This window comes from Rhodococcus sp. NPDC059969 (genome assembly GCF_042738325.1).
In the GTDB taxonomy this organism is placed as follows: Bacteria; Actinomycetota; Actinomycetes; order Mycobacteriales; family Mycobacteriaceae; genus Rhodococcus_F.
Window position 1 is genome coordinate 174,839 of sequence record NZ_JBHWUF010000007.1, and the last position, 26,000, is coordinate 200,838.

Genomic DNA, 26,000 nt, shown 5'->3' on the forward strand with positions numbered 1-26,000 from the left:
CGGACGGTGGGGGTGATGTCCGCGCGCAGTGCCCGACCGTAGGCTGGCCGGGTGAGTACCGGAACGGTTGACCTGGAGAGCTTGCGACATCACGGAGATGTCGAAGCCGAGCCCGGGTTGCTCGATTTTGCCGTCAACGTTCAAGGCGCCGGCCCACCGCAGTGGCTGCGGGATCGGTTGGCGGCGCGGCTGTCGACGCTCGGTTCCTATCCGTCGGCTGCAGCGGAACTGAAGGCCCGCGAAACCGTCGCGCAGCGGCACGGGCGCCGACCCGAAGAAGTCTTGCTGCTCTCTGGCGGTGCCGAGGGTTTTGCGATGTTGCCGCGCCTGAATTCTCGCTCGGCAGCACTGATCCATCCGTCATTCACCGAGCCGGAACTGGCGCTGCGAGAGGCCGGTGTACCGGTGACGCAGGTGATTCTGGAGCCGCCTTTCGAGCTTCGGGCTGCGCAGGTACCGGAATCCGCGGACCTTGTCGTTCTGGGTAATCCGACCAATCCGACGTCCGTGCTTCACCCCGAGGCCGATGTGTTGGCACTGCGTCGGCCCGGCCGGATCCTGGTGGTGGACGAAGCCTTCGGCGACGCGGTCCCCGGCGAAACGGAGAGCGTCGCGGGTGTCGAGTCGGCGGATGTACTCGTGCTTCGCAGCCTGACAAAGACGTGGGCGCTCGCCGGATTGCGGTGTGGGTACGCGATCGGCTCTCCGGATCTTCTGGCTCGATTGGCGCACGGTCGAGCGCACTGGCCACTGGGCAGTCTGCAGATCGAAGCCATCACGGCGTGCTGCGAACCGTTCGCGGTCGAGCAGTCGAGGATCAAAGCCGAAGCGATTGCCGCAGACCGCCGAGACATGGTCCGGCGACTGACCGAGATCGGGATTGTCGTGCACGAACCCGCGGCGGGGCCGTTCGTGCTCATCGACCTCTGCGACGGTGCCGCGATGCGAGAGCACCTGCGTGCCCGCGGTATCGCCGTCCGCCGGTGCGACACCTTTCCAGGGCTCGGGCCGGATCAGTTGCGTGTAGCGGTCCGTCCAGCCGAGCAGGTCTCGGTTCTGATCGAAGCGATGAAGGAGATCTTGTGAGCGGCCCAACTCTTGCGGACGTCATAGCCGTGCTGGAATCCGCCTATCCGCCTGCCCTGGCGGAATCGTGGGATTCGGTCGGTCTGGTCTGCGGCGATCCTGCCGACGCTGTGACGAGAGTGGTTTTCGCGGTGGATCCGACCGAGGCCGTGGTCGACGACGCCATCGCCTCCGGCGCCGACCTTCTCGTTGTTCACCATCCACTGCTGCTGCGTGGGGTGGATACCGTCGGTGCTCACACCCCCAAGGGCGCGTTGGTCCACAAGCTCATCAAGGCCGGGTGTGCGCTGTTCTCGGCGCACACCAATGCGGACTCCGCCGACCCCGGAGTATCCGACGCTCTGGCGCAGGCTCTGGGCCTGACCGTGCTGCGCCCGATCGAACCCAAGCCGACGCAGCCGCTCGACAAGTGGGTCGTCATGGTTCCGGTGGAGAATGCGTCGGTCGTGCAGGACGCACTTTTCGAGGCCGGGGCTGGGCGGATCGGTGACTACAGCCAGTGCAGTTGGACCGTCACGGGTACGGGTCAGTTCCTTCCGGCCGACGGAGCGAATCCGACGATCGGGACTGTCGGCGCTGTGGAGCAGGTTCGCGAGAATCGTGTGGAAGTGATTGCCCCGCGCGGAAAGCGAGGCGCGGTACTGGGCGCGCTGCGGACTGCCCACCCGTACGAGGAACCGGCCTTCGACGTCTTCGAACTCGCAGCGTTTCCCAGTTCGCTCGGTCTGGGTCGGGTAGGTGAGCTCGAGCACCCCGAAACCTTGCGAGAGTTCACTGCGCGAGTGGCGCGCTCACTGCCCTCGACCGAGTGGGGCGTTCGCGCCGCTGGAGATCCAGACGCGACCGTTAGCAGGGTGGCGGTCTGCGGCGGTTCCGGCGACTCGTATCTGGACGTGGTGGCGGCACTGGGCGCCGACGTCTACGTCACTGCGGACCTGCGGCATCATCCCGCGGACGAGCATCTTCGCGCCGGTGGCCCGGCACTGGTCGACGTCGCACACTGGGCGAGCGAATACCCGTGGTGTGCGCAGGCAAAATCTGTGGTCGATGCCGCGTTTGCCGACAATCCGGGGTGGGAAAGCCGGGTTTCGACAATTCGCACCGATCCGTGGTGTTTGAGTGCGCATTAGTGCAGGGCTGTGCAAGGTACGGTTGCACGAACAATTCAAGAGCAGTTCTTCGAGAGCCGTCCTTCGCGAGCACTGCCGACATCGGACTTACAGCAGGAGTTATACAGCGTGAACGTCGAACCACAGGTGCAATCCAAGCTTCTCGACCTCGCCGGGGTGGATGCTGAGCTCACTCGGATCACCCACCGACGCGGAGCGCTTCCCGAGCAGCAGGAAGTCGAACGTCTCGAGGCCGAGCGGATCAGCCGTAAAGACGCGTCCGTAGCCGTCGAAATCCAGATCGACGACATCGATCGCGACATTCGCAAGCTCGAGGGCGAGGTCGACGCTGTTCGTCAGCGCGAGGACCGTGACCGCACGCTTTTGCAGAGCGGGTCGGTCGGCGCGAAGCAGCTCACCGAACTAGAACACGAACTCGGCAGCCTGGTTCGGCGTCAAGGACTCCTCGAAGACGAGTTGCTCGAAGTGATGGAGCAGCGTGAGGCGTTGCAGGCTGATCACGATCACGCCGGTGCCCAGCTCTCCCAGGCCGAAGAAGAACTGATCGACGCCAAGCGTCGCCGCGACGATGCCGTCGCTGATCTGGACAAGGCGCAGGAACGTTGCGCCGCCGATCGTGAACGACTCGTCGGCGAATTTCCCGCCGATTTCCTCGCGGTGTACGAGAAGCAGCGCACCCTGGGCGGACCGGGCGCAGCGCTACTGCAGGCCCGCCGATGCGGCGCTTGCAGGATCGAGATCGACCGCGGTGAGATCTCCCGAATCGCCGCGACGCCGGCCGACGTCGTCGTTCGTTGCCCTGAGTGCAATGCAATCATGGTGCGTACCAAGGAGTCCGGTCTGTGAGTCTCTCGCAGGTCATCGTCGAGGCCGACGGTGGATCGCGGGGCAATCCCGGTCCGGCCGGCTACGGAGCTGTGGTGTTCGACGCCTCTCGCTCGGTGTTGGCCGAACGCAAGGAAAGCATCGGAATCGCGACCAACAACGTCGCCGAGTACCGCGGACTGATCGCCGGGTTGACCGCTGCCGGTGAACTCGGCGCGTCGACGGTCGACGTCCGTATGGACTCGAAGTTGGTCGTCGAGCAGATGTCCGGGCGCTGGAAGGTCAAGCACCCGGACATGATTCCGCTGCAGCGACGCGCTGCCGAGTTGGCGACGCAGTTCTCGCGGGTGACCTACACGTGGATTCCGCGCGGCGAGAATTCTCATGCCGATCGTCTTGCCAACGAGGCGATGGACGCGGCTGCCGGCATCGAAACCGGCCCAGTCGCACCTTCGGCCCCCGCACCTGCTGCACCCGCCGCGCCGTCCGAAGAGACGTCGGAGCCGCAGATCGCCGGCTCGCCGGGATGGATCGCTACCACCGGCAAGCCGACACGCATGTTGTTGCTACGTCACGGCCAGACTGCGATGTCGGTCGATCGCCGCTACTCCGGTCGCGGGAATCCGGAGCTCACGGAGCTGGGCCGAGCGCAGGCCGCCGGCGCTGCCGGACGCTTCGGGAACCGCGGCGGTATCGACGCCATCGTCTGCTCACCTCTCGGCCGAACCCGCGAGACGGCAGAGGCATCGGCCCGCGTGCTCGGCCTACCCGTCGTCGAGCACAAGGGTTTGATCGAAACCGATTTCGGCGACTGGGACGGACTCACGTTCCGTGAGGCAGCTGAGCGTGACCCGGAGCTGCATCGCGAATGGCTCTCGGACACTTCGGTGCGTCCACCGGGCGGTGAGAGCTTCGACGAGGTGCGAGAACGAGTCCTCGCCGCGCGCGACGACCTGATCGCCACCTACGGCGGCGCAACGCTGTTGGTCGTCTCTCACGTCACCCCGATCAAGACTTTGGTGCAGTTGGCTCTCGATGCCGGGCCTTCATTGCTGTACCGGTTGCATCTGGATCTGGCGTCGCTGAGTATCGCCGAGTTCTATCCCGACGGGGGAGCCTCGGTCCGGTTGGTCAACGACACGTCACACCTGCGCTGAAAAAGCCCAGACGGCTGATCAGCCGCGGATCAGATCACCAACCACAGGGCGCTCACCGCGGCGAGCAGCGTCAGTGGTGTCGTGATGACCCCGAGCAGAGTGAACGTCACCAGCGTGGGCGGTGCGCCCGCGCTGGTGGCAACTCGTCGCCAGAGCATCGTTGCCAGTGAACCCACGTAGGTGAGGTTGGGGCCGAGGTTGACGCCGATCAACATTGCAAGCACCAGAGCTGGAGGTGCCGCCGTTCCGAGCGCGGCGATCATCAGCAGCGTCGCCGGCAGGTTGTTGACTAGATTGGACGCAACAGCCGCTACCGCGGCGACAAAGAGCAGTGAACCGTAGCTGGTGTCATTGGGGAGGATCTGCGCAATCCATTCGCCCACGGGCCCGTTCGCGACCCCGGCGACGATGATTCCGAGGACGAGGACAAACGCGCAGAACCAGAGGTCGGCAGCGTAGACCATCTTGGCGGCGGTCGTACGGTGCCGAGCCAGAGCGATCGCTCCCAGAACACCGGCACCCACCACAGCGATCCAGGCGGGTTCGATCCCGAAGAAACCCGAAACCGCGAAACCGAGAAGCGTCATAGCGATCACCGTCAGCGGCAGAAGCGGCGCGGGCGAGGAGCTTTTACTCGCCGGTGGCTCTGTTTTTTCGGGGCGGACGAGTTCGGATCGGAAGAACAGTCGGAAGATCAGATATTCGACAGCGATCGTCACGACCCACGGCAACGCCATCAATGCGGTGAAGTGTAAGAACGTCAATCCTGTTGCGGCAAATGCGATGAGGTTGGTCAGGTTGGACACCGGCAGCAGGGTCGACGCCGAATTCGACAGGTGCGCACTGGCATAGGAATGCGGCCGGGGACTTGTTCCGATGGATCGTGCGGCCGCGATCACCGCGGGTGTCAGCAGCACGACGGTGGCGTCGAGGCTCAGGACCGCCGTGGTCAGGGCGGCGGCGCCGAACACATAGATCAGCAACCGGTGCGGATCGGCGAGGGATCGTTGCTGCAGGACCTGGCTGACCCAGCGGAAGACACCGAGAGCGTCCGCGGCGTGAGCCAAAACCAGCACGGCCACCAGGAACACGACGGTAGGCGCCATGCTTGTCAGTTCTTCGCGGGCTTCGTCGATAGTGACGACACCGGTCAGAAGCACGATCACGGCTGCTGGGCCGGCAACGGTGATTTCGGGAAGTCCGCGTGGACGCACTATCGCAAAAATGAGGACGGCGGCGACGAGCAGGATGGGAAGAAGAGTCACGCGTTTGTGCTCCGCGTCGGGGCGAGCGTCATTTGAGCAGTTTGTTGAGCGTGTTCAGGTTTCGGGTTGTCGTGAACGCCTTGAACTTCGGTTTGCCGGTGTTCTTGCCGAACGCGCTCTTGACAGTCTGGCCCTTTTCGACCTCCCAATACAGGACCCCGTCGCCGGCCGCGACCCGTTCGACCGAGGCATCGAGTTGCGCTGCCGCAGCGCTCAATTCCTCGAGGACTGCCGGCTCGGAGGCAACCATCGCGTACGCGTGCCAACCTTCGCGTTCGCGCTCGAACGGATAGTTGTCCACGATCGCCTGCAGTGCCGGGATGTCGAGGACGAATACCCAAGCCTCGTAGCCGAACTCACGGGCCAGGGCGGATTCGATCTGCTTCTTCAGTGAAAGTATGTCGGTGCTCGGACTGTCGAACAGCACGTTGCCGGAGGCCAGGACGGTTTTCACGCCTTCGAATCCGAGGTCGGTGAAGACTCTCGCGAGGTCCACCATCTTGATGTTGATGCCGCCCACGTTGATACCGCGTAGCAGGGCCACGTACCGAGTCATAAGGTGACCATAGTGCCGGCCGCCGACAGGCGCCCGGTAGCATACGGGGGCGGACGAGTTGGCCGGGCGGCCGCGGCTTCTGGAACCAGCGCGTATCGCGCACAGGCCTGGGGCCGAGGAAAGTCCGGACTCCACAGAGCAGGGCGGTTGTTAACGGCAACCCGAGGCAACTCGCGGGACAGTGCCACAGAAAACAGACCGCCTGCCTTTCGAGGCAGGTAAGGGTGAAACGGTGCGGTAAGAGCGCACCAGCACCTCGGGTGACCGGGGTGGCTAGGTAAACCCCGCCCGGAGCAAGGTTGAAGGTCGCATCGCTCGCGGTGCGGCTGCGCAGGTGTTCGAGGGCTGCTCGCCCGAGCCTGCGGGTGAACCGCTCGAGGCACCCGGCGACGGTGTGCCCAGATGGATGGTCGCCACTCGGCACTTCGGTGCCGCAGGACAGGATCCGGCTTACACGCCGACTCGTCCGCCCGCGATCTGCACAGTGAGAAAAAGAAGACCCCCACCGGATCGGTGGGGGTCTTCTTTGTTCGAAAAGCTGTCAGACAGGCTTGATGACCAGCAGCGTAGCCCAGTACGTTGCCGCGTCATGGCCCATGAGCGGGAGGAGGTAATCGTAAAGAATTGCGGACATGCGCACTCCATTTTCTGTTCGTAGCTTGTGTTGGGCATTCAAGCAGAACTCACCGTTCGAATGTCCGGTTCTCACCTGCCAGGCCAAGTAGAAAGAATATCAGTCTCACAGCGATCTACAAGCTTCTATCTCACTCTGATGTCACACTGTGGATATGACTGATGAAGATCGACTCTGGTACTTCGACGTGTCCGACGGTTCTGTCACGCAGGGAAAGGGTGCGTCCTCGCTGACGAGGATGGGGCCGTACCCTGATCGGGACTCTGCCGAGCACGCTTTGAAGATCGCTGCCGAACGCAACAAGGCGGCCGATCGGGCAGACGAAGACTGGAACAACTGAGCCTGGAACAACTGGGACCGGTACAGCTGCTACACCGGCCCGAACCGATCATGGAGGATGCGTGCCCGCAAGTCGAATGATGGTGCAGGGAATCGACTTCGGAGTGGTTCGGGCGGAGTTCGATTTGCCAGGAGCATTCTCGGCCCCGGCGCAAGCCGAGGCCGAGAATGCCGTGGATCGTTTCGGCGACGGGCGTGTCGACGAAACGGCAATTGCCTTCGTGACCATCGACCCGCCCGGATCGATGGATCTCGACCAGGCAGTGCACATCGAGAAGACTTCGACGGGTTTTGTGGTGCACTACGCGATCGCGGATGTCGCGGCAGTAGTGACGCCGGGCGGCGCCCTCGACATCGAAACCCGCAAGCGGGGCCAAACTTTCTATCTCCCGGACGGTTCCGTCCCGCTGCATCCTCGTGCGTTGTCCGAGGGTTCTGCGAGTCTGCTGCCGGACGTGGTTCGCCCCGCCGCGCTGTGGCGGATCGAACTCGACGCGCAGGCCGAGCCGACGTCGTGGCAGGTGAGACGCGCTTTGGTGAAATCGGTGGCACGTCTGGACTATTCGACCGTGCAGCGCGATGCCGACGCGGGAACCTTGCATCCGTCGATCACGGCGTTGCCCGAGTTCGGCCGTCTCCGTAGTGCCTCCGCGATTGCCAGGGGAGCAATCGAGCTGAAATTGCCCGAACAGTCAGTGGTTCGGGAGCAGCCCGAGGACGAGTCTTCGGGCCGCTGGCGGATCGAGTTGGAGCCGCGCACCGAAGCTGACGACTGGAACGCCGAAGTCTCGCTGCTCACGGGCATGTGCGCCGGGCGCATGATGATCGACGCAGGTATCGGGTTGCTTCGCACCCTGCCGCCGGCCGAGGAGTCCGCGGTTCGGACCCTGCGGAGAACTGCAGTGGCGCTGGGTATCACGTGGCCGGAGGGTCACAGCGTCGGGCAGATTCTTGCCGGCCTCGATTCGAGTGAGCCGTCGACGATGGCGCTGATGTCGGTTGCGCCGTCGTTGCTGCGCGGGGCAGATTACGCGGCCTTCGACGGCCAACTACCGGAGTTGACGGTGCATGCGGGGATCGGAGCGCCCTACGCTCACGTGACTGCTCCGCTGCGCCGCTTGTCCGATCGCTTCAGCACCGAGGTGTGTCTGGCGATCACAGCTGGTACGCCGGTACCGGAATGGGTGCGCGCTGCCCTTCCCGAGTTGCCCGACATCATGAGTGGGTCCGACTCACTGGCGAACAAGGTCGACCGCGCGTGCATCGATCTCACCGAATCCACCTTGCTCGACGGCCGGATCGGCGAGGTTTTCGACGCGGTGGTGATGCGCGCCAAGGACGGAAAGCGCTCGGCGGAAGTATTTGTCCCGTCGGTCGCGGTGATCGCGAAATGCGTCGGAACGCCCGACGACGGTGAGCGCGCGAAGGTGCGGCTCACCGCCGTCGACACTCTCAAAAGGACGGTGGAATTCACGTTCCCGGCGTAGGGAGTTACCGGTAAGAATCGGTGGCTTCCACCAGGTGATGCACGATGCCGGGCTCCATGGCGGAATGTCCGGCGTCGTCGACGATCACGAGCTTGGATTCGGGCCACGCCTTGTGCAGCGCCCAGGCGCTGGTGGCCGGGCAGACGACGTCGTAGCGGCCCTGGACGATGGTCCCCGGAATGCCCTGCAGTGCGGAGCTTTTGCGTAGGAGTTGGTTCTCGTCGAAGAACCCGCCGTTGACGAAGTAGTGGTTCTCGATGCGGGCGAAGGCCAAGGCGAACCTGGTCTCGGAGTTCTGTTCGATCTTGTCTGCCTGTGGGTACAGGTAGCTTGTCGATCCTTCCCAGGCAGACCAGGCGATGGCTGCGCGGGCCGCGACGTCGGGGTCTTCGGAATGGAGCAGTTGGTGATAGACCGCGACGAGGTCTTCGCCGCGCTGCGCCTCGGGTACCGGTTCGAGGAATTTGTCCCAGCGCTCCGGAAAGATGTTTCCCGCGCCGCCGTTGTAATACCAGTCGATCTCGCTGCGACGCAGGAGGAATATCCCGCGGAGGACGAGTTCGGTGACACGCGTGGGAAACGCCTCGGCGTAGGCGATGGACAGTGTGGAACCCCAGGACCCGCCGAAGACCATCCACTTGTCGATCGAAAGATGTTCGCGCAGCGCTTCGATGTCGCCCAGCAGCTTGTCCGTCGTGTTCACCGACAGATCGGCGCCGTCGGCTACATGCGGGGTGGATCGACCGCAGCCGCGCTGGTCGAGCAGAACGATGCGGTAGGCGGCCGGATCGAAGAACTGCCGTACCGCCGGTTGCGCGCCGCCGCCGGGACCGCCGTGCAGGAACACCACCGGCTTGCCGTCTGGATTTCCGCTGACTTCCCAGTACATGCTCTGGCCGTCACCGACGTCGAGGAAACCGGTCACAAACGGCTCGATCGGAGGATAGAGATTCCGACGAACAGACGGCTGTGCTGATGTTTCGGTCATCAGAAGCCCACCAGGCCGGAGGCGAGATCGGGGATCTCGAGTGCGGAAATCGCGCCGGTACGGACGTCGGGGCACGCGGCCGAGGTTGCCGCGTCGATACTTTCGCGGTTCTGGGCGAGATCGAGCAGGTTGATGCCGTTCTGCGTCGCCCACGTGATGACGATCGTGTTCAGTCCGCCCTTGCCGAGCGTCGGGGTGACGGTACGCCAGTTCTGCAGCTGCCCTTCCATATCCGAGCACAACTGCTGGACCTGCGCGTCGGTGAAGGTGGTGCCGGACGCGGACGTTGTTGCCGGCGCCGTCGTGGTGGAACTCGCGGGCGTAGTGCTGCTGGGCGCGGGAGAGTTGGTGGACCCTCCCGCGCATCCGCTCAGCACCGTGACGAGAGCTGCCGCGCCGACTACAGCTGCGGCAGTAGAACTTCGACGGTTACCGATCATTGAACGCACCCCTGGCTGGTTGAGAGACAGGCGGCGTTCGCCGGTCTCGGATCAGAAACTGTGTTCTGCGGCCGGGAATGCGCCTGTGCGAACTTCTGATGCATAGGCTGCGGCTGCGGAACGCAGTTCGTCACCGACGTTACCGAAACGCTTGACGAACTTGGCTGTCTTACCGCTCGTGTAACCCGCCATGTCCTGCCAGACGAGTACCTGAGCGTCGCATTCGGAACCGGCCCCGATGCCGACGGTGGGGATGGTGAGTTTGCGGCTGACCTGGCCTGCGATCTCGGCCGGGACCATTTCCATGACGACGGAGAACGCTCCGGCTTCCTGGACTGCAATGGCGTCCGCCACAAGCTGCTCGGCCGCGTCGCCGCGACCCTGGACGCGGAATCCGCCGAGCGAGTTCACGGACTGCGGGGTGAATCCGACGTGAGCCATGACAGGGATGCCGGCCGAGGTGATAGCCGCGATTTGCTTGCTCATCCGCTCGCCACCCTCGAGTTTGACGGCGTGCGCGAGGCCTTCCTTCATGAATCGCGTCGCAGTCGCCAGGGCTTGCTCGGCCGAACCTTCGTACGTGCCGAACGGGAGATCGGCGACGACGAGTGCGTGCGGGGCGCCGCGCACGACGCCGCGAACGAGCGGAAGCAGTTCGTCGACGGTGATCGGCACGGTGGTGTCGTAGCCGTAGACGACGTTGGCGGCAGAGTCGCCGACCAGCAGCACCGGGATGCCTGCGTCTTCGAAGATGCGTGCCGTGGAGTAGTCGTAAGCGGTGAGCATCGACCAGCGTTCGCCGTTCTGCTTCATCTCGGCGAGGTGGTGAATGCGCGTCTTACGCTTCGGTGCATCGGTAGAGCTTGCAGTGGGTACAGAACCATAGAGAGGTGTCTCGGACATCGTTGTCCCTTTCTGGCCTCGAGGCCCTGAGCGTTGATCGCCTTCGGGTCCCCGGGTGTGGGTGATGACGTGTTCAGTCTGCCACCGGACGTCGCCGACACGAATAGCTGACAGGGTGCAATGGGTCACATCACCGCGCGCGTACCAGGTAGGCGCCGAAACGAGGCGAACCGCTGGCTACCGAGGTTTCCTGGCACCATCAATGGCATGTCGAAGTTCGTTCGCCTCTCCGGTGCCCTCGCCGGAAGCGCAGCAGTACTCGTGTTGGTTGTCGGTTGCACCAGTTCGGAAGGCGCGCCCGAATCAGTGGAATCTACTGGTTCTGCCGCGTCCGCGGTGCCGTCCGGCCTCGAGAAATTCTACGAGCAGACGCTCGACTGGGGATCGTGCGACAAATTCGTCGAAGAAGGAACTGCGCCGCTAGGGCGTGGGGTCGACTGCGCCGAGGTGAGCGTTCCCGTCGACTACGCGAATCCGAACGGCGACACCGCGAAGGTAGTGATCTCGCGTTCGAAGGCCACCGGTGACCGCATCGGTTCGCTGTTGCTGAACCCGGGCGGACCGGGTGGGTCCGGACTGTCGATGGCGACGTCGGGGTCGGGCACCGAATTGCAGGAACGCTTCGACATGATCGGTTTCGATCCGCGGGGAATCGGTGCGTCGACCCCGCAGGTGCGGTGTCTGACGCCGGAGGAGATCGATGCGGAGCGCGCAGAGGTCAACGTCGACATGACGCCGGAAGGTATCGCCCTCGCCGAGGCGGACAGCAAGGACTACGCCGCCAAGTGTGCCGAGCGGACGGGTACGGAGTTCCTCGCCCACGTCGGTACCTACGAGGTAGTGCGGGACATGGACGTCATTCGGGGCGTTCTCGGTGATCCGAAGATGAACTACCTCGGGTTCTCGTACGGCACCCGGCTCGGATCCACTTACGCCGAGACCTTTCCGCAGAACGTTCGAGCGATGGTCCTCGACGGCGCGCTCGATCCCGAGCAGGATCCGATCGACGAGGTGGTCTTGCAGGGGCAGGGTTTCCAGGGCGCATTCGACGCCTTTGTCGCCGACTGTGTCTCGCGAACGGACTGCCCGTTGGGTGACGATCCGGCGCAGGCGCAGGCACGCTTCCAGGCACTCGTCGATCCGCTGATCGAGAAGCCGGCGGAGACCACCGATCCACGCGGGCTGAGCTATTCCGACGCGATCACCGGCGTCCAGCAGGCCCTGTATTCGCCGCAGTTGTGGACTCCGTTGCGTGGAGGTCTGTCGAGTCTGGCCGACGGACGCGGGGACTCGCTGCTCAATCTCGCCGACATGTACGAAGGCCGTGAAGACGACGGCAGCTACTCCAACATCAACGACGCGTTCAACGCCATTCGCTGCGTGGACGATCCGGCAACCACCGACCGCGCCGAGGCCGGCGAATCCGACACTCGGTACCGCGAGGCGGCACCGTTCCTCGACGACGGACGGGGGACCGGTCAAGCGCCGCTCGACCTGTGCGCGTTCTGGCCCGTTCCGGCAACCGGCAGCCCCCACGCGCTCGACCCTCAGGCGCTCGCTGACGCCGGTCTGCCGCAGCTGGTCGTCGTATCCACGACGCAGGATCCGGCGACCCCGTATCAGGCCGGAGTGGATCTCGCGAAGCAGTTGGGCGCCGCCCTCATCACGTTCGACGGAACCCAGCACACGGTGGTTCTGGACGGAAACTCCTGCGTCGACGATGCCGTCGTTGACTACTTCGTTTACTTGAAGGCTCCGGAAGAAGGTCTCACATGTTAGCCGGCGCGAGGCCGTACGCTGCGCCTATTCGATGGTGACCAATCACTCTGTTAACCGGGACCACTGATGTAACACAGATTTAACGTGGCTTGCTTAGTCTCGCGTGCATGGATCGCCAAAAAGAATTCGTGCTTCGTACCCTGGAAGAGCGCGACATTCGGTTTGTCCGCTTGTGGTTCACCGATGTTCTCGGGTACCTCAAATCGGTGGCGATCGCCCCCGCCGAACTCGAAGGTGCCTTCGAGGAGGGAATCGGATTCGACGGTTCCGCCATCGAGGGATTCTCGCGAGTCTCCGAAGCCGACACCGTCGCCCGACCCGACGCTTCGACATTCCAGATCCTGCCGTGGGCCCACAAGGACGGTGCGCAGCATTCCGCGCGCATGTTCTGTGACATCACGATGCCCGACGGTTCACCGTCGTGGGCAGATCCGCGCCACGTCCTGCGTCGCCAGTTGAGCAAGGCCAGCGATTTGGGCTTCAGCTGCTACGTTCACCCGGAAATCGAGTTCTTCCTGCTGGAAAACGGTCCGATCGACGGCACCCCGCCGATCCCGGCCGACTCGGGTGGATACTTCGATCAGGCCGTCCACGATTCGGCTCCGAACTTCCGCCGCCATGCCATCGACGCACTCGAGTCGATGGGCATCTCGGTCGAGTTCAGCCACCACGAGGCCGCGCCGGGGCAGCAGGAGATCGATCTGCGCTACGCCGACGCACTCTCGATGGCCGACAACGTCATGACGTTCCGGTACGTCGTGAAGGAGGTCGCGATCGGTGAAGGCGTGCGGGCGAGTTTCATGCCCAAGCCGTTCAGTGATCAGGCCGGCTCCGCGATGCACACCCACATGAGCTTGTTCGAAGGCGATACCAACGCCTTTCACAATCCTGACGATCCGATGCAGCTCTCCGAGACCGGCAAGGCATTCATCGCCGGCATCCTCGAGCACGCCAACGAGATCAGTGCGGTCACGAACCAGTGGGTCAACTCGTACAAGCGGCTCGTTCACGGGGGAGAGGCTCCCACCGCCGCGTCGTGGGGCCCGTCCAACCGATCGGCTCTCATCCGCGTCCCGATGTACACGCCCAACAAGGCGTCCTCGCGCCGCGTCGAGATCCGTAGCCCAGACTCGGCTTGCAACCCGTATCTGACCTTCGCGGTCCTGCTTGCTGCCGGTCTTCGCGGCATCGAGAAGGGCTACACCTTGCCGCCCGAGGCAGAAGACGACGTGTGGTCGTTGACCTCCGCCGAGCGTCGCGCCATGGGTTACAAGGAACTGCCGAGCAACTTGGACAGCGCTCTGCGCGAGATGGAGAAGTCGGAACTGGTGGCCGAAGCACTCGGCGAGCACGTCTTCGATTTCTTCCTGCGCAACAAGCGTCGTGAGTGGGAGGAATACCGCAGCCACGTGACGCCGTTCGAGCTCAAGACCTACCTCGGTCTGTGACGGTGAAACCGCCCGCTGCGAGATCAGCAGTTCCAGGACCGGGTCGACTCGGGCTGGTCGAGCCCACCGCTGCCGACGAGTTGCGTCAGCTCGGTTGGGTCGACGCCGAGAGCATCGAACTCTTGTGGTCGCTGTCGCGTGCCGCGAACGCCGACCTCGCTCTGCGCACCCTTGTGCGGATCAAGGACGGGCTCGGCGACGGGTGGCGCGAACTCGATCAGGCATTGCGCAAGGACAAGAGCCTGCGCGGCCGTTTGTTCGCGCTGGTGGGTGCGTCGTCGGCATTCGGCGATCACCTGGCGGCGGATCCGATCGGTTGGAAACTGCTCGACGGCACCGCTCTGCCGACCAAGGACGAGGCGACTGCGGCCTTGCTCGAGGCCGTGGGTGCCACGCTGGACGAAGGCGCCACCGAAGGCTCATTAACCTACCGTGCCTCCGTGACCGGACCGGAAGCTGTTGTGGCTCTGCGTAAGAGCTACAAGGATCAGCTGATGCTTCTGGCCGCGGCTGATCTTGCAGCGACCGTCGAGAACGAACCGGTGGTGCCGTATCAGACTGTGGGGCATCAGCTTTCCGACCTGGCTGACGCTGCGCTGACCGCTGCACTCGCGGTAGCCATTGCAACGGTGTGCCCTGAGGGTAGTTGTCCGATCCGGCTCGCAGTGATCGCCATGGGCAAATGTGGTGCGCGCGAGCTGAACTACGTCTCCGACGTCGATGTCGTGTTCGTGGCCGAACCGGCCGACGCGACGGCAAGCCGCGTTGCCGGTGAGATGATGCGTATCGGAACCTCCGCATTCTTCGAGGTCGACGCTGCGCTGCGTCCCGAAGGTAAGCGCGGAGAACTGGTTCGCTCGCTCGAATCCCACATCACGTACTACAAGCGTTGGGCCAAGACCTGGGAGTTCCAGGCGCTGCTCAAGGCTCGTCCGATGACGGGCGACATGGAGCTCGGTCGCCAGTACTCCGAGGCGATGAGCCCGATGGTGTGGATCGCCTCCGAGCGCGAGGACTTCGTCCCCGAAGTTCAGGCCATGCGTCGACGCGTCGAGGAAATGGTTCCCCCCGAACTGCGTGAGCGTGAACTCAAACTCGGCCGCGGAAGCCTGCGCGACGTCGAATTTGCCGTCCAGCTCCTGCAATTGGTGCACGGACGGGCCGACAGTTCGTTGCACGTGCAGAGCACTGTCGATGCGCTGACCGCCTTGGCCGCGGGTGGATACGTCGGCCGCGACGACGCCGCGAACCTGACCGCGTCGTACGAATTCCTGCGTCTGCTCGAGCACCGTCTGCAGTTGCAGAAGCTCAAGCGCACGCACACTCTGCCGCCGCCGGACGACGAGGAAGCGCTGCGCTGGTTGGCGCGCGCCGCACACATGCGACCCGACGGTCGGCTGGATTCCCTCGGAGTCCTGCGCGCCGAGATCAAGCGGAATTCGCATCGTATTCGCCGCCTGCATGCCAAATTGTTCTACCGCCCGCTTCTCGAATCGGTAGCGCGGATGGACAAGGAAGCGCTGGTCCTGGGGCCCGAAGCCGCGGTGAGGCAGTTGGCCGCTCTCGGTTACACGGCGCCCGAGCATGCACTCGGACATCTGACCGCACTGACCAGTGGCGCTTCGCGCAAGGGTCGTATTCAAGCGCTCCTGCTGCCGACTCTGCTCGAATCCCTCGCGGACACACCGGATCCCGACGCCGGTCTGCTCGCCTACCGCAGGCTCTCGGATGCGCTCGTCGACCAGACGTGGTTCCTGCGCCTGCTCCGTGACGAGGCTGCGGTCGCCGAGCGTCTGATGACCGTGCTGGGCTCGTCCGCGTACCTGCCCGACCTGCTCATCAAGGCTCCCGACGTGATTCGCTTGTTCGCGGATTCACCGAGTGGACCGCGCCTGGTCGAGCCGAAGCCCGAGGATGTCGCTCGCGGGATCCTCACAGCCTCCGGTCGACACAGTGATCCGAATCGCGCTGTTGCCGCGGCCCGCTCGCTGCGCCGACACGAACTTGCACGCATCGCTTCTGCCGACATTCTCGGCATGCTCGATGTTCCTGCAGTCTGCAAGGCACTGTCCTCGGTCTGGGCTGCGGTGCTCAACGCGTCGCTCTCCGCGGTGATCAAGGCGAGTGTCACCGAACTCGGGAGCGAAGCGCCGGCCAGTTTCTCCGTCATCGGCATGGGCCGATTGGGCGGCGGCGAACTCGGATACGGATCCGACGCGGACGTTCTGTTCGTGTGCGAACCCCGCGAGGGCGCCGACGAGACCGTTGCGGTCAAGTGGGCCAACAGCATTGCCGACAAGGTGCGCAAGCTTCTCGGGGCACCGAGTACAGATCCACCGCTCGAGGTCGACACCGGACTGCGCCCCGAAGGTCGCAACGGACCGATGGTACGAACGCTGGAGTCTTACGACGCGTACTACGCGAAGTGGGCTCAGGCGTGGGAGATTCAAGCACTCCTTCGTGCGCACCCGGTGGCCGGTGATCCTGAATTGGGACTGCGGTTCCTGCACATGATCGACAAGACCCGCTACCCCGAAGGCGGCGTCAGTGACGCGGCGGTGCGCGAGATCCGGCGTATCAAGGCGCGTGTCGATTCCGAAAGGCTTCCTCGCGGAGCCGATCCGGCAACGCACACCAAACTGGGTCGCGGCGGTCTGGCCGACATCGAGTGGACTGTGCAGTTGCTGCAGTTGCGGCACGCCGACAAGATCGAGTCGCTGCACAACACGTCGACGCTGGAGACTCTCGACGCCATCGGCGCCGCGGAACTGCTCAGCGAAGGCGACGTCGAACTGCTTCGTGACGCCTGGATCACCGCAACGAAGGCACGCAACTGCCTCGTTCTGGTCCGCGGTAAGCCGACCGATCAGCTTCCCGGCCCCGGACGCGTCCTCGCGGCCGTGGCGCAGGTCGCCGGATACGGCGACGACGCAGGGGAGTTCCTCGACAACTACCTGCGCATCACGCGTCGGGCAAAAGCTGTGGTGGAGAGGGTGTTCGGCGGCGAGTAGAGCTCTCGCTCAGTCCTGCCGAACAGGTGCGTTCGCGGCGAACTTACGCACTTCGGCGTCCTGCCATACGTGGGCGGGAACGCCGCCGCCGAGAAGCTCGCGCGCGAGCGCGGGTTGCCCGCCGATCGGTAGGGCGCTGCCCGCGATGATCATGTTGCCGTAGCGGCGACCCTTGAGCATTGCGGGATCAGCAATGATCGCCATGTGTTCGAACTGTGCGCCGATGGTCGCGGCCTCGCTCCGAGCGCCCTGCAGATCCGGGGTGTCGCCGCAGTTGACGATGTAGATACCGCCCGGGGCAAGTATGCGTCGTACATGGGTGGTGAATTGAGCCGTCGTCAGCGGAGTCGGAGTTGTGCTGCCGGCGAAGACATCTCGAATCACGATGTCGCGGGTGGACTCGGTGAGAGTTTCCGTGACGGCGCGGGCCTCGCCGACACGAATGCGCAGCAGTGGTGCGCGCGGAAGGTCGAACCAATCGCGCACGAGTTCTGCCAGAGCGCCGTCGATTTCGACCACCACCTGACGTGCGTCGGGGTAAGTGGCGGCGAAGTACCTGGCCATGGAGCAGGCACCGCCGCCGAGATGCAGGACCCGCAGACGCTCGGCCTTGTCACGTTCGGAATCGACCAGATGCGCGATCCACCGCATGTATTCGAAATCGAGCACCGTGGGATCCGCGACGTTCACGTGGGAACTGGGCACTCCGTTGATCTGGATGATCCAACTGTCGTCGGAGTACTGATCGCGAACAAGCTCGCACGTCCCGGTATCGATGGGGAAAGTGCCGGCGACTGGGCCGGACTCGCCTCGCTCGGGAGCACTGCTGCGAGTTCTGGTCTTGCGAGTTCCCTTGGCCACTGTGTCCATGTTAGCCGTGCGCCTTTTTGGTGGCGCCCTCTACCAAAAAGGCGCACAGACGGGCAGTATTCTCGCGCTACTTCAGGCACACTCGTACCTGGAGTGTGATCGGTGACACAAATGCCGGCGCGTTCTTTCGTCGTCCGTGCATCACGAAGAATTTCGAGGAGTGCAGGTGAAGGTCAAGGCAGCGGTAGTCAAGGCGCCAGGTCAGGCATGGGAGATCGAAGAGGTCGAGCTGGGCGACCCGGTCTCGGGTGAGGTGCAGGTCCGACTCGCCGCATCGGGACTGTGCCATTCGGACGAACATTTGCGTACGGGCGCCAGCCCGCTGCCCTTCTACCCGGCCTTGGGCGGGCACGAAGGCGCCGGAGTGGTGACGAAGGTCGGCCCGGGTGTCGCGAGCGTCGAAGAAGGCGACCACGTGGTTCTCGCCTTCATACCGGCGTGCGGACGTTGTCCGTCGTGCGCGAAGGGGCTACAGAACATCTGCGACGAGGGAGCCGGCCTGTTGACCGGGCAGGCGATCTCCGACAAGACGTACCGCGTCACCCTTAACGACGAGCCGGTCATCCAGATGTGCCTGCTCGGAACATTCTCGCCGTACGTGACCGTCAACGAGGCGTCGGTGATCAAGATCGAGAAGGACATCCCGCTCGACAAGGCGGCCTTGCTCGGCTGCGGTGTCGCCACCGGCTGGGGATCGGCCACCGCGATCGGTGGAGCCAAGGTCGGCGACACGGTGGTGGTCGTCGGCGTCGGCGGCGTCGGAATCAACTCGGTGCAGGGTGCGGCGTCTGCCGGAGCACGATTTGTGATCGCGATCGATCCCGTCGAGTTCAAACGCGACAAGGCAAAGGAATTCGGCGCCACACATACGTTTGCCTCACTCGAGGAAGCGCTACCGGTGATCGGCGAGATCACCTGGGGCAAGATGGCCGACGTCACCGTGATCACCGTGGGCGAGATTCACGGCGACATCATTCAGCCCGCGCTCAGTGCGACGGGCAAGGGTGGCCAGGTTGTTGTCGTCGGAATGGGGCATTACGCGGATTCGCAGGTGACGCTCAGTCTCTTCGAGCTGACCCTTCTGCAGAAGCGTTTGCAGGGAGCCATCTTCGGTGGGGTCGGGCCACGGTCCCAAATTCCCAAGTTGCTCGATCACTACCGAAGCGGCGCACTCAAACTCGACGAGTTGGTGACCAAGACCTACAAGCTCGAGGAGATCAACGAGGGTTACGCCGACATGCTGGAGGGAAAGAACCTGCGCGGCATGATCGTCTACACGGAGAACGATTACTGATCGTTTCCCTTTGACTGAAGGCTCCGGCCCGGCACCACGCTTCGTGGTGTCGGGCCGGAGCCTTCTGCCCCCACGCACATTTCTGTCGATCGATGCGTCGATCGCGCCCGTAGTGGGCACTCGCAGGGTGAGGAAGTCGGGCAGCGTGTCCGGGCTTCAGTCCACGACTCGACAGAGAAGAGCAGAACATGCCCTACATCACCACCTCCGACGGAACCGAGATCTACTACACCGAGCACGGCACCGGCCGGCCGATCGTCCTGAGTCACGGGTGGCCGCTGAGTTCCGACGCATGGCAGGTCGAGATGAAGCTGTTCGCCGACGCAGGCTACCGGACAATTGCCCACGATCGTCGAGGACACGGTCGCTCGTCGAAGACGTACACCGGCAACGACATGGATACATATGCCAAGGACCTGGCTGAGCTGATCGACACCCTCGACCTGAAAGACCTGATCCTGGTTGGCCATTCGACCGGCGGCGGAGAAGTGGTCCGTTACGCGGCGCAGCACGGCAAAGGGCGCGTCGCCAAGGTGGTCACTGCCGGCGCCGTTCCACCGATCATGGTCCAGTCGGACAGCAACCCCGAAGGCACACCGATCGAGGTGTTCGACGGAATCCGCAAGGGCGTGCTTGGGGACCGATCGCAGTTCTACAAGGACCTCAGCGAGAGCTTTTACGGCGCGAACCGCGAAGGCTCCGATGTCTCGCAGGGAGCGAAGGACGACTTCTGGCGACAAGGGATGTTGGTTAACCTCGCCGCGGCCTACGACTGCGTCAAGGCATTTTCGGAGACTGACCAGACTGCCGATCTCGAATCCATCGACGTTCCGATCTTCATCGCTCAGGGGGACGACGATCAGATCGTGCCGATCGGCGCGGCGGCGGAGAAAGCAATCAAGCTGGTGAAGAACGGCACGCTGAAGGTATATCCGGGTGCACCGCATGGGATCTACGGCTCGTATCAGGAGACCCTCGACCAGGACATTCTCGCCTTCATCGAGGACTGACGTCAGCGAGGCGGAAGGACCGGAGTCGGAAGGACCACAGTCGGAAGGATCAAATTGCCATGACCACACACGTTGCTTCGCTGCGCCATGGTCCCAGCGTCTTCGAGAACGAACTCGGCTCGATCTCGCAGCTCGACACGAGTTCGTTGCCGATCCTGTCCGGTCTGTCGATCAAACGAATTGTTCTCGGCGCCGGCGCGATCCGCGAACCACAATGGAACGTCAACGCGAACCAGATCGCCTACGTCACCAGCGGAACTGTTCTTGTCTCGATGTTGGGCAATGCCGACGAGTTCGCAAGTTTCGTGGTGCGAGCGGGGCAGATGTATCACGTCGAATCCGGGGCGATCTATCACATCGAGAATGTCGGCGAGGGAGAGGCGGAGATCATCGCTGCCTTGCGAACTTCTCTCCCGCAGCACTTCTCGTTGCAGAGTAGCGTCAGCGCAATGTCGAACGCGGTGCTCGGCAATACCTACGACCTCGCCGCATCAGCCTTCGATGTCTTCGGTAGAGCCGATGCGTCCCAGATAGTGCGGCGCGGCCGTGCGGCCGTAATTCCCGATACCGCCGGCCTTCCCAACGCGCATCTCTTCGACCTCGACGGCCAGATTGCCCCTCTCGCCTATGCGTACGGACAGGCGAAGGTGGCGCGCAAGCAGTATTGGGCGGCACTGGAGGATCTTTCGATGTACTCGTTGACTATTCGCGAGAGTGGGATGCGTGAGCCACACTGGCATCCCGTCACTGCCGAAATGGGATACGTGCATCGTGGTCATGGGCGGATGACAGTCCTCGATCCCGACGGGTCCCTCGACACCTACCTGCTCGAACCGGGTCAGGTGTATTTCGTTCCGCGTGCCTATCCTCATCACATCGAGGTTCTAGGTGACGAGGACATCAACTTCCTCATCTTCTTCGACCAGCCGACGCCGGGCGACATAGGCTACCGTGCAACGGCTTCCGCGTTCTCACGCAGCGTTCTCTCGGCCTCCTTCGGCGTTCCGGAACGCGATCTGCCACACTTCCCTTTCACTCCGATCGATCCGCTCATCGTCTCGCGGAACAATCCGATCGACCAGGACTGACCGGCAAGGACGCCCATCATGACCAGTACGCTCACCGTGACCGATCACGGGACGACGCTCGACTTCACGTACGAGGATGCCCTCCGCTATCACGGTCCGCAGGCCCCGGGCGGCGTGGCGCATGCCTACAAGGTTCTGGAGCGCGCTCTCGGTGTGTTCGGTGGGGAAGGCTCCGTCGAGCGTCGCGAGCTGGTCGTCACCACCGCACACGGCGGACCAGGAGTGCGCGATGCGTTCGAGTTGGTCACGCGCGCGGTGACAGAAGGACGGTACACCGTCGACAGTTCCCTGGCCAGACCTGAACGTGGAAATGCACTCGCACTGTATGTATTTCGGGTCGACTACCGCGGCGCGAGCGTCACGCTGACTGTTCGGGAGGGATTTGTCGTCGAAGAGTTCATCACTCTCGCCCGCAAAGGTGACCGGACGGTCGAAGACGAGGCGCGGCTGACAGTGCTCAAGCAGGAGATGGCGGACCGAGTGATGTCGAGCCCGGCCGAGAGCGTGTACGACGTCGAGACCGGCACGCTCCCCGCGTGACAGACGGGCGGCGTAGGCGTCGGCGCGCAGAACTCTGGGCTGTCTGGAGTCCGCGACTCTGGACTGTCTGAGATCAGCGGCTGGCGAACATCCTTATCCGCTGGTCACGGCTGCGCTCGAGATGGTTGCGCATGCGACCACGAGCTGACGATTCGTCCCTGGCGCGGATGGCGTTCAGGATCTCTTGATGCTCCGAATTGAGCAGGTCCGGTTCGCCGTAGTTCGACGGCGGTCCGCTGTCGTAGATTCGCAATTGGGTGGTGAGGCGGATCAGCAGTGAGGTGATCGTGGAATTGTGGGCGGCCTGCCAGAGGGCTTCGTGGAACTTGAAGTTCCCGGACCGAACCTCCGTGCCTTCTGTTGCAGTGCAGCAGAACTCGTGCAATCCGTCCAGGCGGGCAAGGTCGAGATCGCTGTGACGGAGTGCGGCCGCGCCGGCGGCTTCCGATTCGAGGGCAACCCGCGCTGCGTAGATTTCGATGACGTCTTCGGGAGTGCCGGAGCGGACCCGAAAACCGCGGGCGGCTCGTTCGAGTAGGCCGTCGTGTGCGAGCCAGTTGAGTGCCTCACGGATCGGGGTGCGGGATGCGCCGTACGATTCGCACAATTGAGTCTCGTGCAGCGGAGCGCCCTGGGGGAACTTGCCGGCCAGGATGTCGGCACGCAGGCGCAGGTACTGCCGCGAGGTCTGATCGGACCGCCCGAGCGCAGCCTCCGGCACCAGTAGATCGGTGGTGCTCGTATCGGCGTCGAGATCCATGTGTCCCCATTCCTGTGCATGCAAGTAGAGCGCGTTCGATTATGCCATCGACGACGAGTGAGTACTTGCGTATACGCTAGTACTCATTTAGGTTCGTGATTGTTCGTTTCCGAGGGAGAGGGTCCGAAGTGGCTGGAGAGACCGCGTCGCCGCTGGTGGGTGCCGCTGAACTCGACGCGATGCTGCGTGAGGGAGGCGTCTCTGTGCTCGACGCGACGGTTCACTTTCCTCCCGCACGATTCGATGGTGACTACCGACCTGAGTCCGGGTACGCCGGCTGGGCCTCTTCTCACATTCCGGGTTCTCGGCACGTCGACCTCATGGACGTCTTCTCCGATAGGGAAGCGGCGCTGCATTTCACGCGTCCGTCACCGGAGCAGTTGGTTACCGATCTTCAATCGAGCGGTATCGAGCCGGGTGCGACAATCGTGATCTACGACCAGGGATCGACCACCTGGGCATCACGGCTCTGGTGGGTGTTTCGCAACGCCGGCATCGAAGCAAGAGTCCTCGACGGTGGCCTCGCCGACTGGACTCGACGCGGCTTCGCTCTCGCGCGCGACGACGACGAAACCCACACGTCGGCGTCGACGCGTTGGAGCGTGACGGATCTGGGCCTCTGGGTCGATTTACCTCGCGTTGCGTCGCTGTCCAGCGGCGGCGAAGCCGGAACGCTGGTGTGCGCCCTGGCGCCTGAGCAGTACGAGGGAACGGAGAAGACGCGGTATTCGCGACGCGGACACATTCCGTCAAGTGTGAATTTGTCCGCGAAGAGCCTTCTCGACGCCGACGCCCGGATGCTTCCGGTGGACGAAGTTTTGTCGAGATCGGCCGACGTTCTGCCAGCCGTCACCGATCCTGTCGTGATCTATTGCGGCGGTGGAGTTTCGGCGTGCTTGACCGCACTTGCACTGATCCGAAGCGGCCACGTGGATGTCAAAGTCTACGACGGCTCGTTGGAGGAATGGACTGCAGATCCGACCCTGCCGATGGTTGTCGGCAGTGAGCCTGACGGCGCGATTGCAGATGTTCGATGTCCGCGGTCCTGAATCGCCGCAGTCCCCAACTACTTTCCGTCCTGAAGGAATTCTCATGTCTGACACTGTCTCTGTCGAAACCGTGGCGTCGGCGATCGACGCACTCCGCGATCAGGTACCGCTCGTTCAATCGCTGACGAACATCGTTTCGGCAAACTTCTTGACCAACGTCCTGCTCGCTGCCGGCGCAAGCAATGCTCACATCGACAATGTCCACGAAGCGGGTGGGTTCGCCGCCATCGCCGGGGGAGTTCTGGTCAACCTCGGAACCCCGGACGACGGAACGGCAGAGGCCTTCCTGGTTGCTGCAGAAGCGGCCAGAACTGCCGGTACGCCATGGGTTTTGGATCCCGTCGGTGTCGGCGGACTGCCCTGGCGTAGCGGTATCGCACTGGACCTGCTGCGCTTTCACCCCAGCGCAATCCGCGGAAATGCTTCGGAGATCATCGCTCTGGCCGGACTCGGTGGCGACACTCGCGGCGTCGACAGTGCCTCGGACTCCGTCGATGCCGTGCCGGCCGCACTGTCTCTTCTGAAGCATGCCGACGCAGTGTCGGCATCAGGACCGGTCGACTACATCGTCGGACGTGATGCGGGCGGTGACACCCGGGGCATCCGAGTCTCCGGTGGCAGCGCACTGTTGCCGCGCGTGACCAGTACCGGTTGCTCTCTGGGCGGCCTGGTCGCCGCCTACCTCGCCGTGACGCCGACCGCGCTGGACGGATTGGTTGCTGCGCACACGCATGTTGCCGTGGCATCGGAGATCGCCGAGGAAAATGCCTCGGGCCCCGGGTCTTTCGCAGTCGCATACCTCGATGCGCTCTACAACGTGAATGCGGACACCATCCGCTCGCGGGCCCGAATCGAATCGTTCGACCTGCCGGCTGGAGTGCAGAACTGATGGGCGTCAAGACATTTTGGTATCTCACCCAGGCCGACGGGGACTACCCGTGGAGCCCCGGTGGGCTGTTCCCCGTGGACGGGGCCAGGCAGATCGAGCTCGCAAAGACCATCGACGACGGCGGATTCGAAGGCGCTCTGGTTGCCACCTGGCCGAACGATCCGTTCATCTCGGCGACCTGGGCCGCAGCGCACACCACGCGCATGAAGTTCCTTGTCGCTGTATACGCGAACATGACTCCGGCTCGACTGCTTGCGGAGAAGGCATTGACCTTCGACGCCTTCAGCGGTGGCCGACTGTTGATCAACTCGGTCAACGGACGCGAGAACATCCTGACCAAGTACGACATGAACGTGCCCCACGACGAGCGTTACGAGTTGGGGGAGCAGTACTGGGCAGACTTCCGCCGCATCTACTCCGAAGGGACCGAGTCGAACTTTCCCAACACGCCGCTGCGTATCGACGCGCCCACGGGGCATCAGGTTCCGCTGTGGGGTACCGGTGATTCGCCTGCAGGCCTGGCGAATTCAGGCAAGGTTCTCGATACCTACTTGGCGATGCTGCGCGAAACTTCGTTCATCGAGGACAAGTTCTCTGCCGCACGGGTGGCGGCGGAGGCCGCCGGACGCGAATTCATCGACTTCGGTGCGCTCACCGGAGTGATCGTTCGCCCCACCAAGGCGCAGGCGCACGACCGGTTCCGCTCCTTGTTCGAGAAAACAGGCGTCGAGCAGATCGCCCATGTCTTGGACAACGCAGTGCGTCGTCGTACTCAGGGGAAACAGGACCTCAAAACTTTCACTGCTCGCGACGCACAGCGACAGGGCTGGGCGGACAAGATTGCGGCCGGCCGACTTCCGGAACCGGAGGAGTTGTACGTCGGTGACGGTCTGTACGCAGGTATCACGGCGTGGTCGCCGCTCGACATCTTCGGCACCGGGTCGTCGGCGGTGTACTACGTCGGTGATCCGGATTCGATCACGGACTCGGTGCGCACGCTTCGCAGCCGAACCGGTTTGACTGCACTGATTCTGGCGGGCTGGCCGCTGATCGAGGAAGCGAAGTGGGTTGCGGAGTATCTTGTTCCGCGATTCGACGAACTCAGCTGACAGCGCGTTGCAGGATCGTGGCACCGAGGCCTAACGTGTCACGGAGAAATGCTGCAGCAGTGTCGATTTCATCCGCAGTGCATTCGAGAAGGATTTTGACTTCCACGTCCTTCTTGACGATGTCGGCAATAACAGCCACGGCGATAACGCCGGTTCCGACGGCCGAGCCTCGGAACAGATCGATCCCGTCGCCGTCCGCGCTGACCGTGCCGTCGAGATAGCCGTAATCGAGCGGATAGATCGCCGCGGGGTACCGCGGGTGTGCCGACCCGCGGGGCCGATCGATCACGACGGTCGACGTGGCAGCCAGGTGATCGAGGGCCGAGAACAGATCTTCGTTCAT

At 63.5% G+C, this 26,000-nt stretch carries 24 protein-coding genes and 1 other RNA gene; 17 read left to right on the top strand and 8 right to left on the bottom strand.

Annotated features, from left to right (window positions below; genetic code table 11):
* Window positions 1-51 precede the first annotated feature (51 nt).
* From cobC to ACFWAD_RS20105, 4 genes are all read left to right on the top strand, one after another.
* Window positions 52-1,086, top strand: coding sequence for an Rv2231c family pyridoxal phosphate-dependent protein CobC (gene cobC, locus ACFWAD_RS20090; RefSeq protein WP_378546955.1), 1,035 nt, complete (start codon window positions 52-54; stop codon window positions 1,084-1,086).
* Window positions 1,083-2,216, top strand: coding sequence for a Nif3-like dinuclear metal center hexameric protein (locus ACFWAD_RS20095; RefSeq protein ID WP_378546958.1), 1,134 nt, complete (start codon window positions 1,083-1,085; stop codon window positions 2,214-2,216). The genes cobC and ACFWAD_RS20095 overlap by 4 nt, the downstream gene beginning before the upstream one ends.
* Before the next feature lie 108 nt (window positions 2,217-2,324).
* Window positions 2,325-3,062, top strand: coding sequence for a zinc ribbon domain-containing protein (locus ACFWAD_RS20100; RefSeq protein ID WP_019748955.1), 738 nt, complete (start codon window positions 2,325-2,327; stop codon window positions 3,060-3,062).
* Complete coding sequence (locus ACFWAD_RS20105; RefSeq protein ID WP_378546961.1) at window positions 3,059-4,198, top strand: bifunctional RNase H/acid phosphatase; 1,140 nt, start codon at window positions 3,059-3,061, stop codon at window positions 4,196-4,198. Before ACFWAD_RS20100 ends, ACFWAD_RS20105 begins: the two co-directional genes overlap by 4 nt.
* Window positions 4,199-4,227: 29 nt before the next feature.
* Here ACFWAD_RS20105 and ACFWAD_RS20110 read toward each other — a convergent pair whose 3' ends face one another.
* Entirely contained in the window at window positions 4,228-5,463 is a 1,236-nt protein-coding gene (locus tag ACFWAD_RS20110; protein ID WP_378546964.1) for an SLC13 family permease, read from the bottom strand.
* A 28-nt stretch (window positions 5,464-5,491) separates the two neighbouring features.
* The gene (locus tag ACFWAD_RS20115; RefSeq protein WP_378546967.1) at window positions 5,492-6,019 is read right to left on the bottom strand and encodes a DUF1697 domain-containing protein; all 528 of its coding nucleotides are present in this window, start codon (window positions 6,017-6,019) and stop codon (window positions 5,492-5,494) included.
* 54 nt (window positions 6,020-6,073) lie between these two features.
* Here ACFWAD_RS20115 and rnpB point away from each other — a divergent pair.
* The 3 genes from rnpB to ACFWAD_RS20130 all read left to right on the top strand — a co-directional run bounded on the left by rnpB (window position 6,074) and on the right by ACFWAD_RS20130 (window position 8,479).
* An RNA gene (gene rnpB, locus ACFWAD_RS20120) (RNase P RNA component class A) lies at window positions 6,074-6,488 on the top strand.
* A gap of 319 nt (window positions 6,489-6,807) precedes the next feature.
* Window positions 6,808-6,993 carry a hypothetical protein gene (locus tag ACFWAD_RS20125; protein ID WP_007735457.1) on the top strand — a complete coding sequence of 62 codons (186 nt, stop codon included), beginning with the start codon at window positions 6,808-6,810 and terminating at the stop codon, window positions 6,991-6,993.
* 76 nt (window positions 6,994-7,069) lie between these two features.
* Window positions 7,070-8,479 carry an RNB domain-containing ribonuclease gene (locus ACFWAD_RS20130; protein WP_378538908.1) on the top strand — a complete coding sequence of 470 codons (1,410 nt, stop codon included), beginning with the start codon at window positions 7,070-7,072 and terminating at the stop codon, window positions 8,477-8,479.
* 4 nt (window positions 8,480-8,483) lie between these two features.
* On the opposite strand, the gene pip is transcribed toward ACFWAD_RS20130, so the two are convergent.
* The 3 genes from pip to panB are packed head-to-tail and all read right to left on the bottom strand — an operon-like array spanning window position 8,484 to window position 10,810.
* A complete protein-coding gene (gene pip, locus ACFWAD_RS20135) occupies window positions 8,484-9,467 on the bottom strand; it encodes a prolyl aminopeptidase (protein WP_378546970.1) in 984 nt (327 codons plus the stop codon).
* The gene (locus ACFWAD_RS20140) at window positions 9,467-9,907 is read right to left on the bottom strand and encodes a hypothetical protein (protein ID WP_230813774.1); all 441 of its coding nucleotides are present in this window, start codon (window positions 9,905-9,907) and stop codon (window positions 9,467-9,469) included. Before ACFWAD_RS20140 ends, pip begins: the two co-directional genes overlap by 1 nt.
* A 51-nt stretch (window positions 9,908-9,958) precedes the next feature.
* Window positions 9,959-10,810 (bottom strand): 3-methyl-2-oxobutanoate hydroxymethyltransferase, encoded by an 852-nt coding sequence (panB, locus tag ACFWAD_RS20145; protein ID WP_003941624.1) that lies wholly within the window; start codon window positions 10,808-10,810, stop codon window positions 9,959-9,961.
* A 207-nt stretch (window positions 10,811-11,017) separates the two neighbouring features.
* Between panB and ACFWAD_RS20150 the strand changes: the two genes are divergently transcribed.
* The 3 genes from ACFWAD_RS20150 (at window position 11,018) to ACFWAD_RS20160 (ending at window position 17,048) form a co-directional block, all read left to right on the top strand.
* Window positions 11,018-12,589, top strand: a complete 1,572-nt coding sequence (locus ACFWAD_RS20150) for an alpha/beta hydrolase (protein ID WP_378546973.1) — start codon at window positions 11,018-11,020, stop codon at window positions 12,587-12,589.
* A 107-nt stretch (window positions 12,590-12,696) separates the two neighbouring features.
* Window positions 12,697-14,037 (top strand): glutamine synthetase family protein, encoded by a 1,341-nt coding sequence (locus ACFWAD_RS20155; RefSeq protein WP_003941637.1) that lies wholly within the window; start codon window positions 12,697-12,699, stop codon window positions 14,035-14,037.
* The gene (locus ACFWAD_RS20160) at window positions 14,034-17,048 is read left to right on the top strand and encodes a bifunctional [glutamine synthetase] adenylyltransferase/[glutamine synthetase]-adenylyl-L-tyrosine phosphorylase (RefSeq protein WP_378546976.1); all 3,015 of its coding nucleotides are present in this window, start codon (window positions 14,034-14,036) and stop codon (window positions 17,046-17,048) included. Before ACFWAD_RS20155 ends, ACFWAD_RS20160 begins: the two co-directional genes overlap by 4 nt.
* Before the next feature lie 9 nt (window positions 17,049-17,057).
* On the opposite strand, the gene ACFWAD_RS20165 is transcribed toward ACFWAD_RS20160, so the two are convergent.
* Window positions 17,058-17,918 (bottom strand): spermidine synthase, encoded by an 861-nt coding sequence (locus ACFWAD_RS20165; protein ID WP_378546978.1) that lies wholly within the window; start codon window positions 17,916-17,918, stop codon window positions 17,058-17,060.
* A 166-nt stretch (window positions 17,919-18,084) separates the two neighbouring features.
* On the opposite strand from ACFWAD_RS20165, the gene ACFWAD_RS20170 reads away from it, so the two are divergent.
* From ACFWAD_RS20170 to ACFWAD_RS20185, 4 genes are all read left to right on the top strand, one after another.
* Window positions 18,085-19,212 (top strand): NDMA-dependent alcohol dehydrogenase, encoded by a 1,128-nt coding sequence (locus ACFWAD_RS20170; RefSeq protein WP_378546980.1) that lies wholly within the window; start codon window positions 18,085-18,087, stop codon window positions 19,210-19,212.
* Window positions 19,213-19,400: 188 nt separating this feature from the next.
* The gene (locus tag ACFWAD_RS20175) at window positions 19,401-20,222 is read left to right on the top strand and encodes an alpha/beta fold hydrolase (RefSeq protein ID WP_378538884.1); all 822 of its coding nucleotides are present in this window, start codon (window positions 19,401-19,403) and stop codon (window positions 20,220-20,222) included.
* 59 nt (window positions 20,223-20,281) lie between these two features.
* The gene (locus ACFWAD_RS20180; protein WP_378546983.1) at window positions 20,282-21,310 is read left to right on the top strand and encodes a cupin domain-containing protein; all 1,029 of its coding nucleotides are present in this window, start codon (window positions 20,282-20,284) and stop codon (window positions 21,308-21,310) included.
* 18 nt (window positions 21,311-21,328) lie between these two features.
* A complete protein-coding gene (locus ACFWAD_RS20185) occupies window positions 21,329-21,850 on the top strand; it encodes a hypothetical protein (protein ID WP_378546986.1) in 522 nt (173 codons plus the stop codon).
* 73 nt (window positions 21,851-21,923) lie between these two features.
* Here ACFWAD_RS20185 and ACFWAD_RS20190 read toward each other — a convergent pair whose 3' ends face one another.
* A complete protein-coding gene (locus ACFWAD_RS20190) occupies window positions 21,924-22,610 on the bottom strand; it encodes a GntR family transcriptional regulator (protein ID WP_378546989.1) in 687 nt (228 codons plus the stop codon).
* 128 nt (window positions 22,611-22,738) lie between these two features.
* Here ACFWAD_RS20190 and ACFWAD_RS20195 point away from each other — a divergent pair, with 128 nt between their 5' ends.
* The 3 genes from ACFWAD_RS20195 to ACFWAD_RS20205 are packed head-to-tail and all read left to right on the top strand — an operon-like array spanning window position 22,739 to window position 25,657.
* Entirely contained in the window at window positions 22,739-23,659 is a 921-nt protein-coding gene (locus ACFWAD_RS20195; protein WP_378546992.1) for a sulfurtransferase, read from the top strand.
* Window positions 23,660-23,702: 43 nt separating this feature from the next.
* Window positions 23,703-24,548 (top strand): hydroxyethylthiazole kinase, encoded by an 846-nt coding sequence (thiM, locus tag ACFWAD_RS20200; RefSeq protein WP_378546995.1) that lies wholly within the window; start codon window positions 23,703-23,705, stop codon window positions 24,546-24,548.
* Window positions 24,548-25,657 (top strand): LLM class flavin-dependent oxidoreductase, encoded by a 1,110-nt coding sequence (locus tag ACFWAD_RS20205; protein WP_378546998.1) that lies wholly within the window; start codon window positions 24,548-24,550, stop codon window positions 25,655-25,657. The genes thiM and ACFWAD_RS20205 overlap by 1 nt, the downstream gene beginning before the upstream one ends.
* Here ACFWAD_RS20205 and ACFWAD_RS20210 read toward each other — a convergent pair.
* Window positions 25,650-26,000, bottom strand: coding sequence for an inorganic pyrophosphatase (locus ACFWAD_RS20210; protein WP_378547001.1), 351 nt, complete (start codon window positions 25,998-26,000; stop codon window positions 25,650-25,652). The genes ACFWAD_RS20205 and ACFWAD_RS20210 overlap by 8 nt on opposite strands.

Excerpts from the sequence above, each read along its gene's own strand:
- ACFWAD_RS20115 (WP_378546967.1), bottom strand. The coding sequence starts at position 6,019 with ATGACTCGGTACGTGGCCCTGCTACGCGGTATCAACGTGGGCGGCATC.
- ACFWAD_RS20125 (WP_007735457.1), top strand. The coding sequence starts at position 6,808 with ATGACTGATGAAGATCGACTCTGGTACTTCGACGTGTCCGACGGTTCT.
- ACFWAD_RS20130 (WP_378538908.1), top strand. The coding sequence starts at position 7,070 with ATGATGGTGCAGGGAATCGACTTCGGAGTGGTTCGGGCGGAGTTCGAT.
- pip (WP_378546970.1), bottom strand. The coding sequence starts at position 9,467 with ATGACCGAAACATCAGCACAGCCGTCTGTTCGTCGGAATCTCTATCCT.
- ACFWAD_RS20140 (WP_230813774.1), bottom strand. The coding sequence starts at position 9,907 with ATGATCGGTAACCGTCGAAGTTCTACTGCCGCAGCTGTAGTCGGCGCG.
- panB (WP_003941624.1), bottom strand. The coding sequence starts at position 10,810 with ATGTCCGAGACACCTCTCTATGGTTCTGTACCCACTGCAAGCTCTACC.
- ACFWAD_RS20150 (WP_378546973.1), top strand. The coding sequence starts at position 11,018 with ATGTCGAAGTTCGTTCGCCTCTCCGGTGCCCTCGCCGGAAGCGCAGCA.
- ACFWAD_RS20155 (WP_003941637.1), top strand. The coding sequence starts at position 12,697 with ATGGATCGCCAAAAAGAATTCGTGCTTCGTACCCTGGAAGAGCGCGAC.
- ACFWAD_RS20165 (WP_378546978.1), bottom strand. The coding sequence starts at position 17,918 with ATGGACACAGTGGCCAAGGGAACTCGCAAGACCAGAACTCGCAGCAGT.
- ACFWAD_RS20175 (WP_378538884.1), top strand. The coding sequence starts at position 19,401 with ATGCCCTACATCACCACCTCCGACGGAACCGAGATCTACTACACCGAG.
- ACFWAD_RS20180 (WP_378546983.1), top strand. The coding sequence starts at position 20,282 with ATGACCACACACGTTGCTTCGCTGCGCCATGGTCCCAGCGTCTTCGAG.
- ACFWAD_RS20185 (WP_378546986.1), top strand. The coding sequence starts at position 21,329 with ATGACCAGTACGCTCACCGTGACCGATCACGGGACGACGCTCGACTTC.
- ACFWAD_RS20190 (WP_378546989.1), bottom strand. The coding sequence starts at position 22,610 with ATGGATCTCGACGCCGATACGAGCACCACCGATCTACTGGTGCCGGAG.
- thiM (WP_378546995.1), top strand. The coding sequence starts at position 23,703 with ATGTCTGACACTGTCTCTGTCGAAACCGTGGCGTCGGCGATCGACGCA.
- ACFWAD_RS20205 (WP_378546998.1), top strand. The coding sequence starts at position 24,548 with ATGGGCGTCAAGACATTTTGGTATCTCACCCAGGCCGACGGGGACTAC.
- ACFWAD_RS20210 (WP_378547001.1), bottom strand. The coding sequence starts at position 26,000 with ATGAACGAAGATCTGTTCTCGGCCCTCGATCACCTGGCTGCCACGTCG.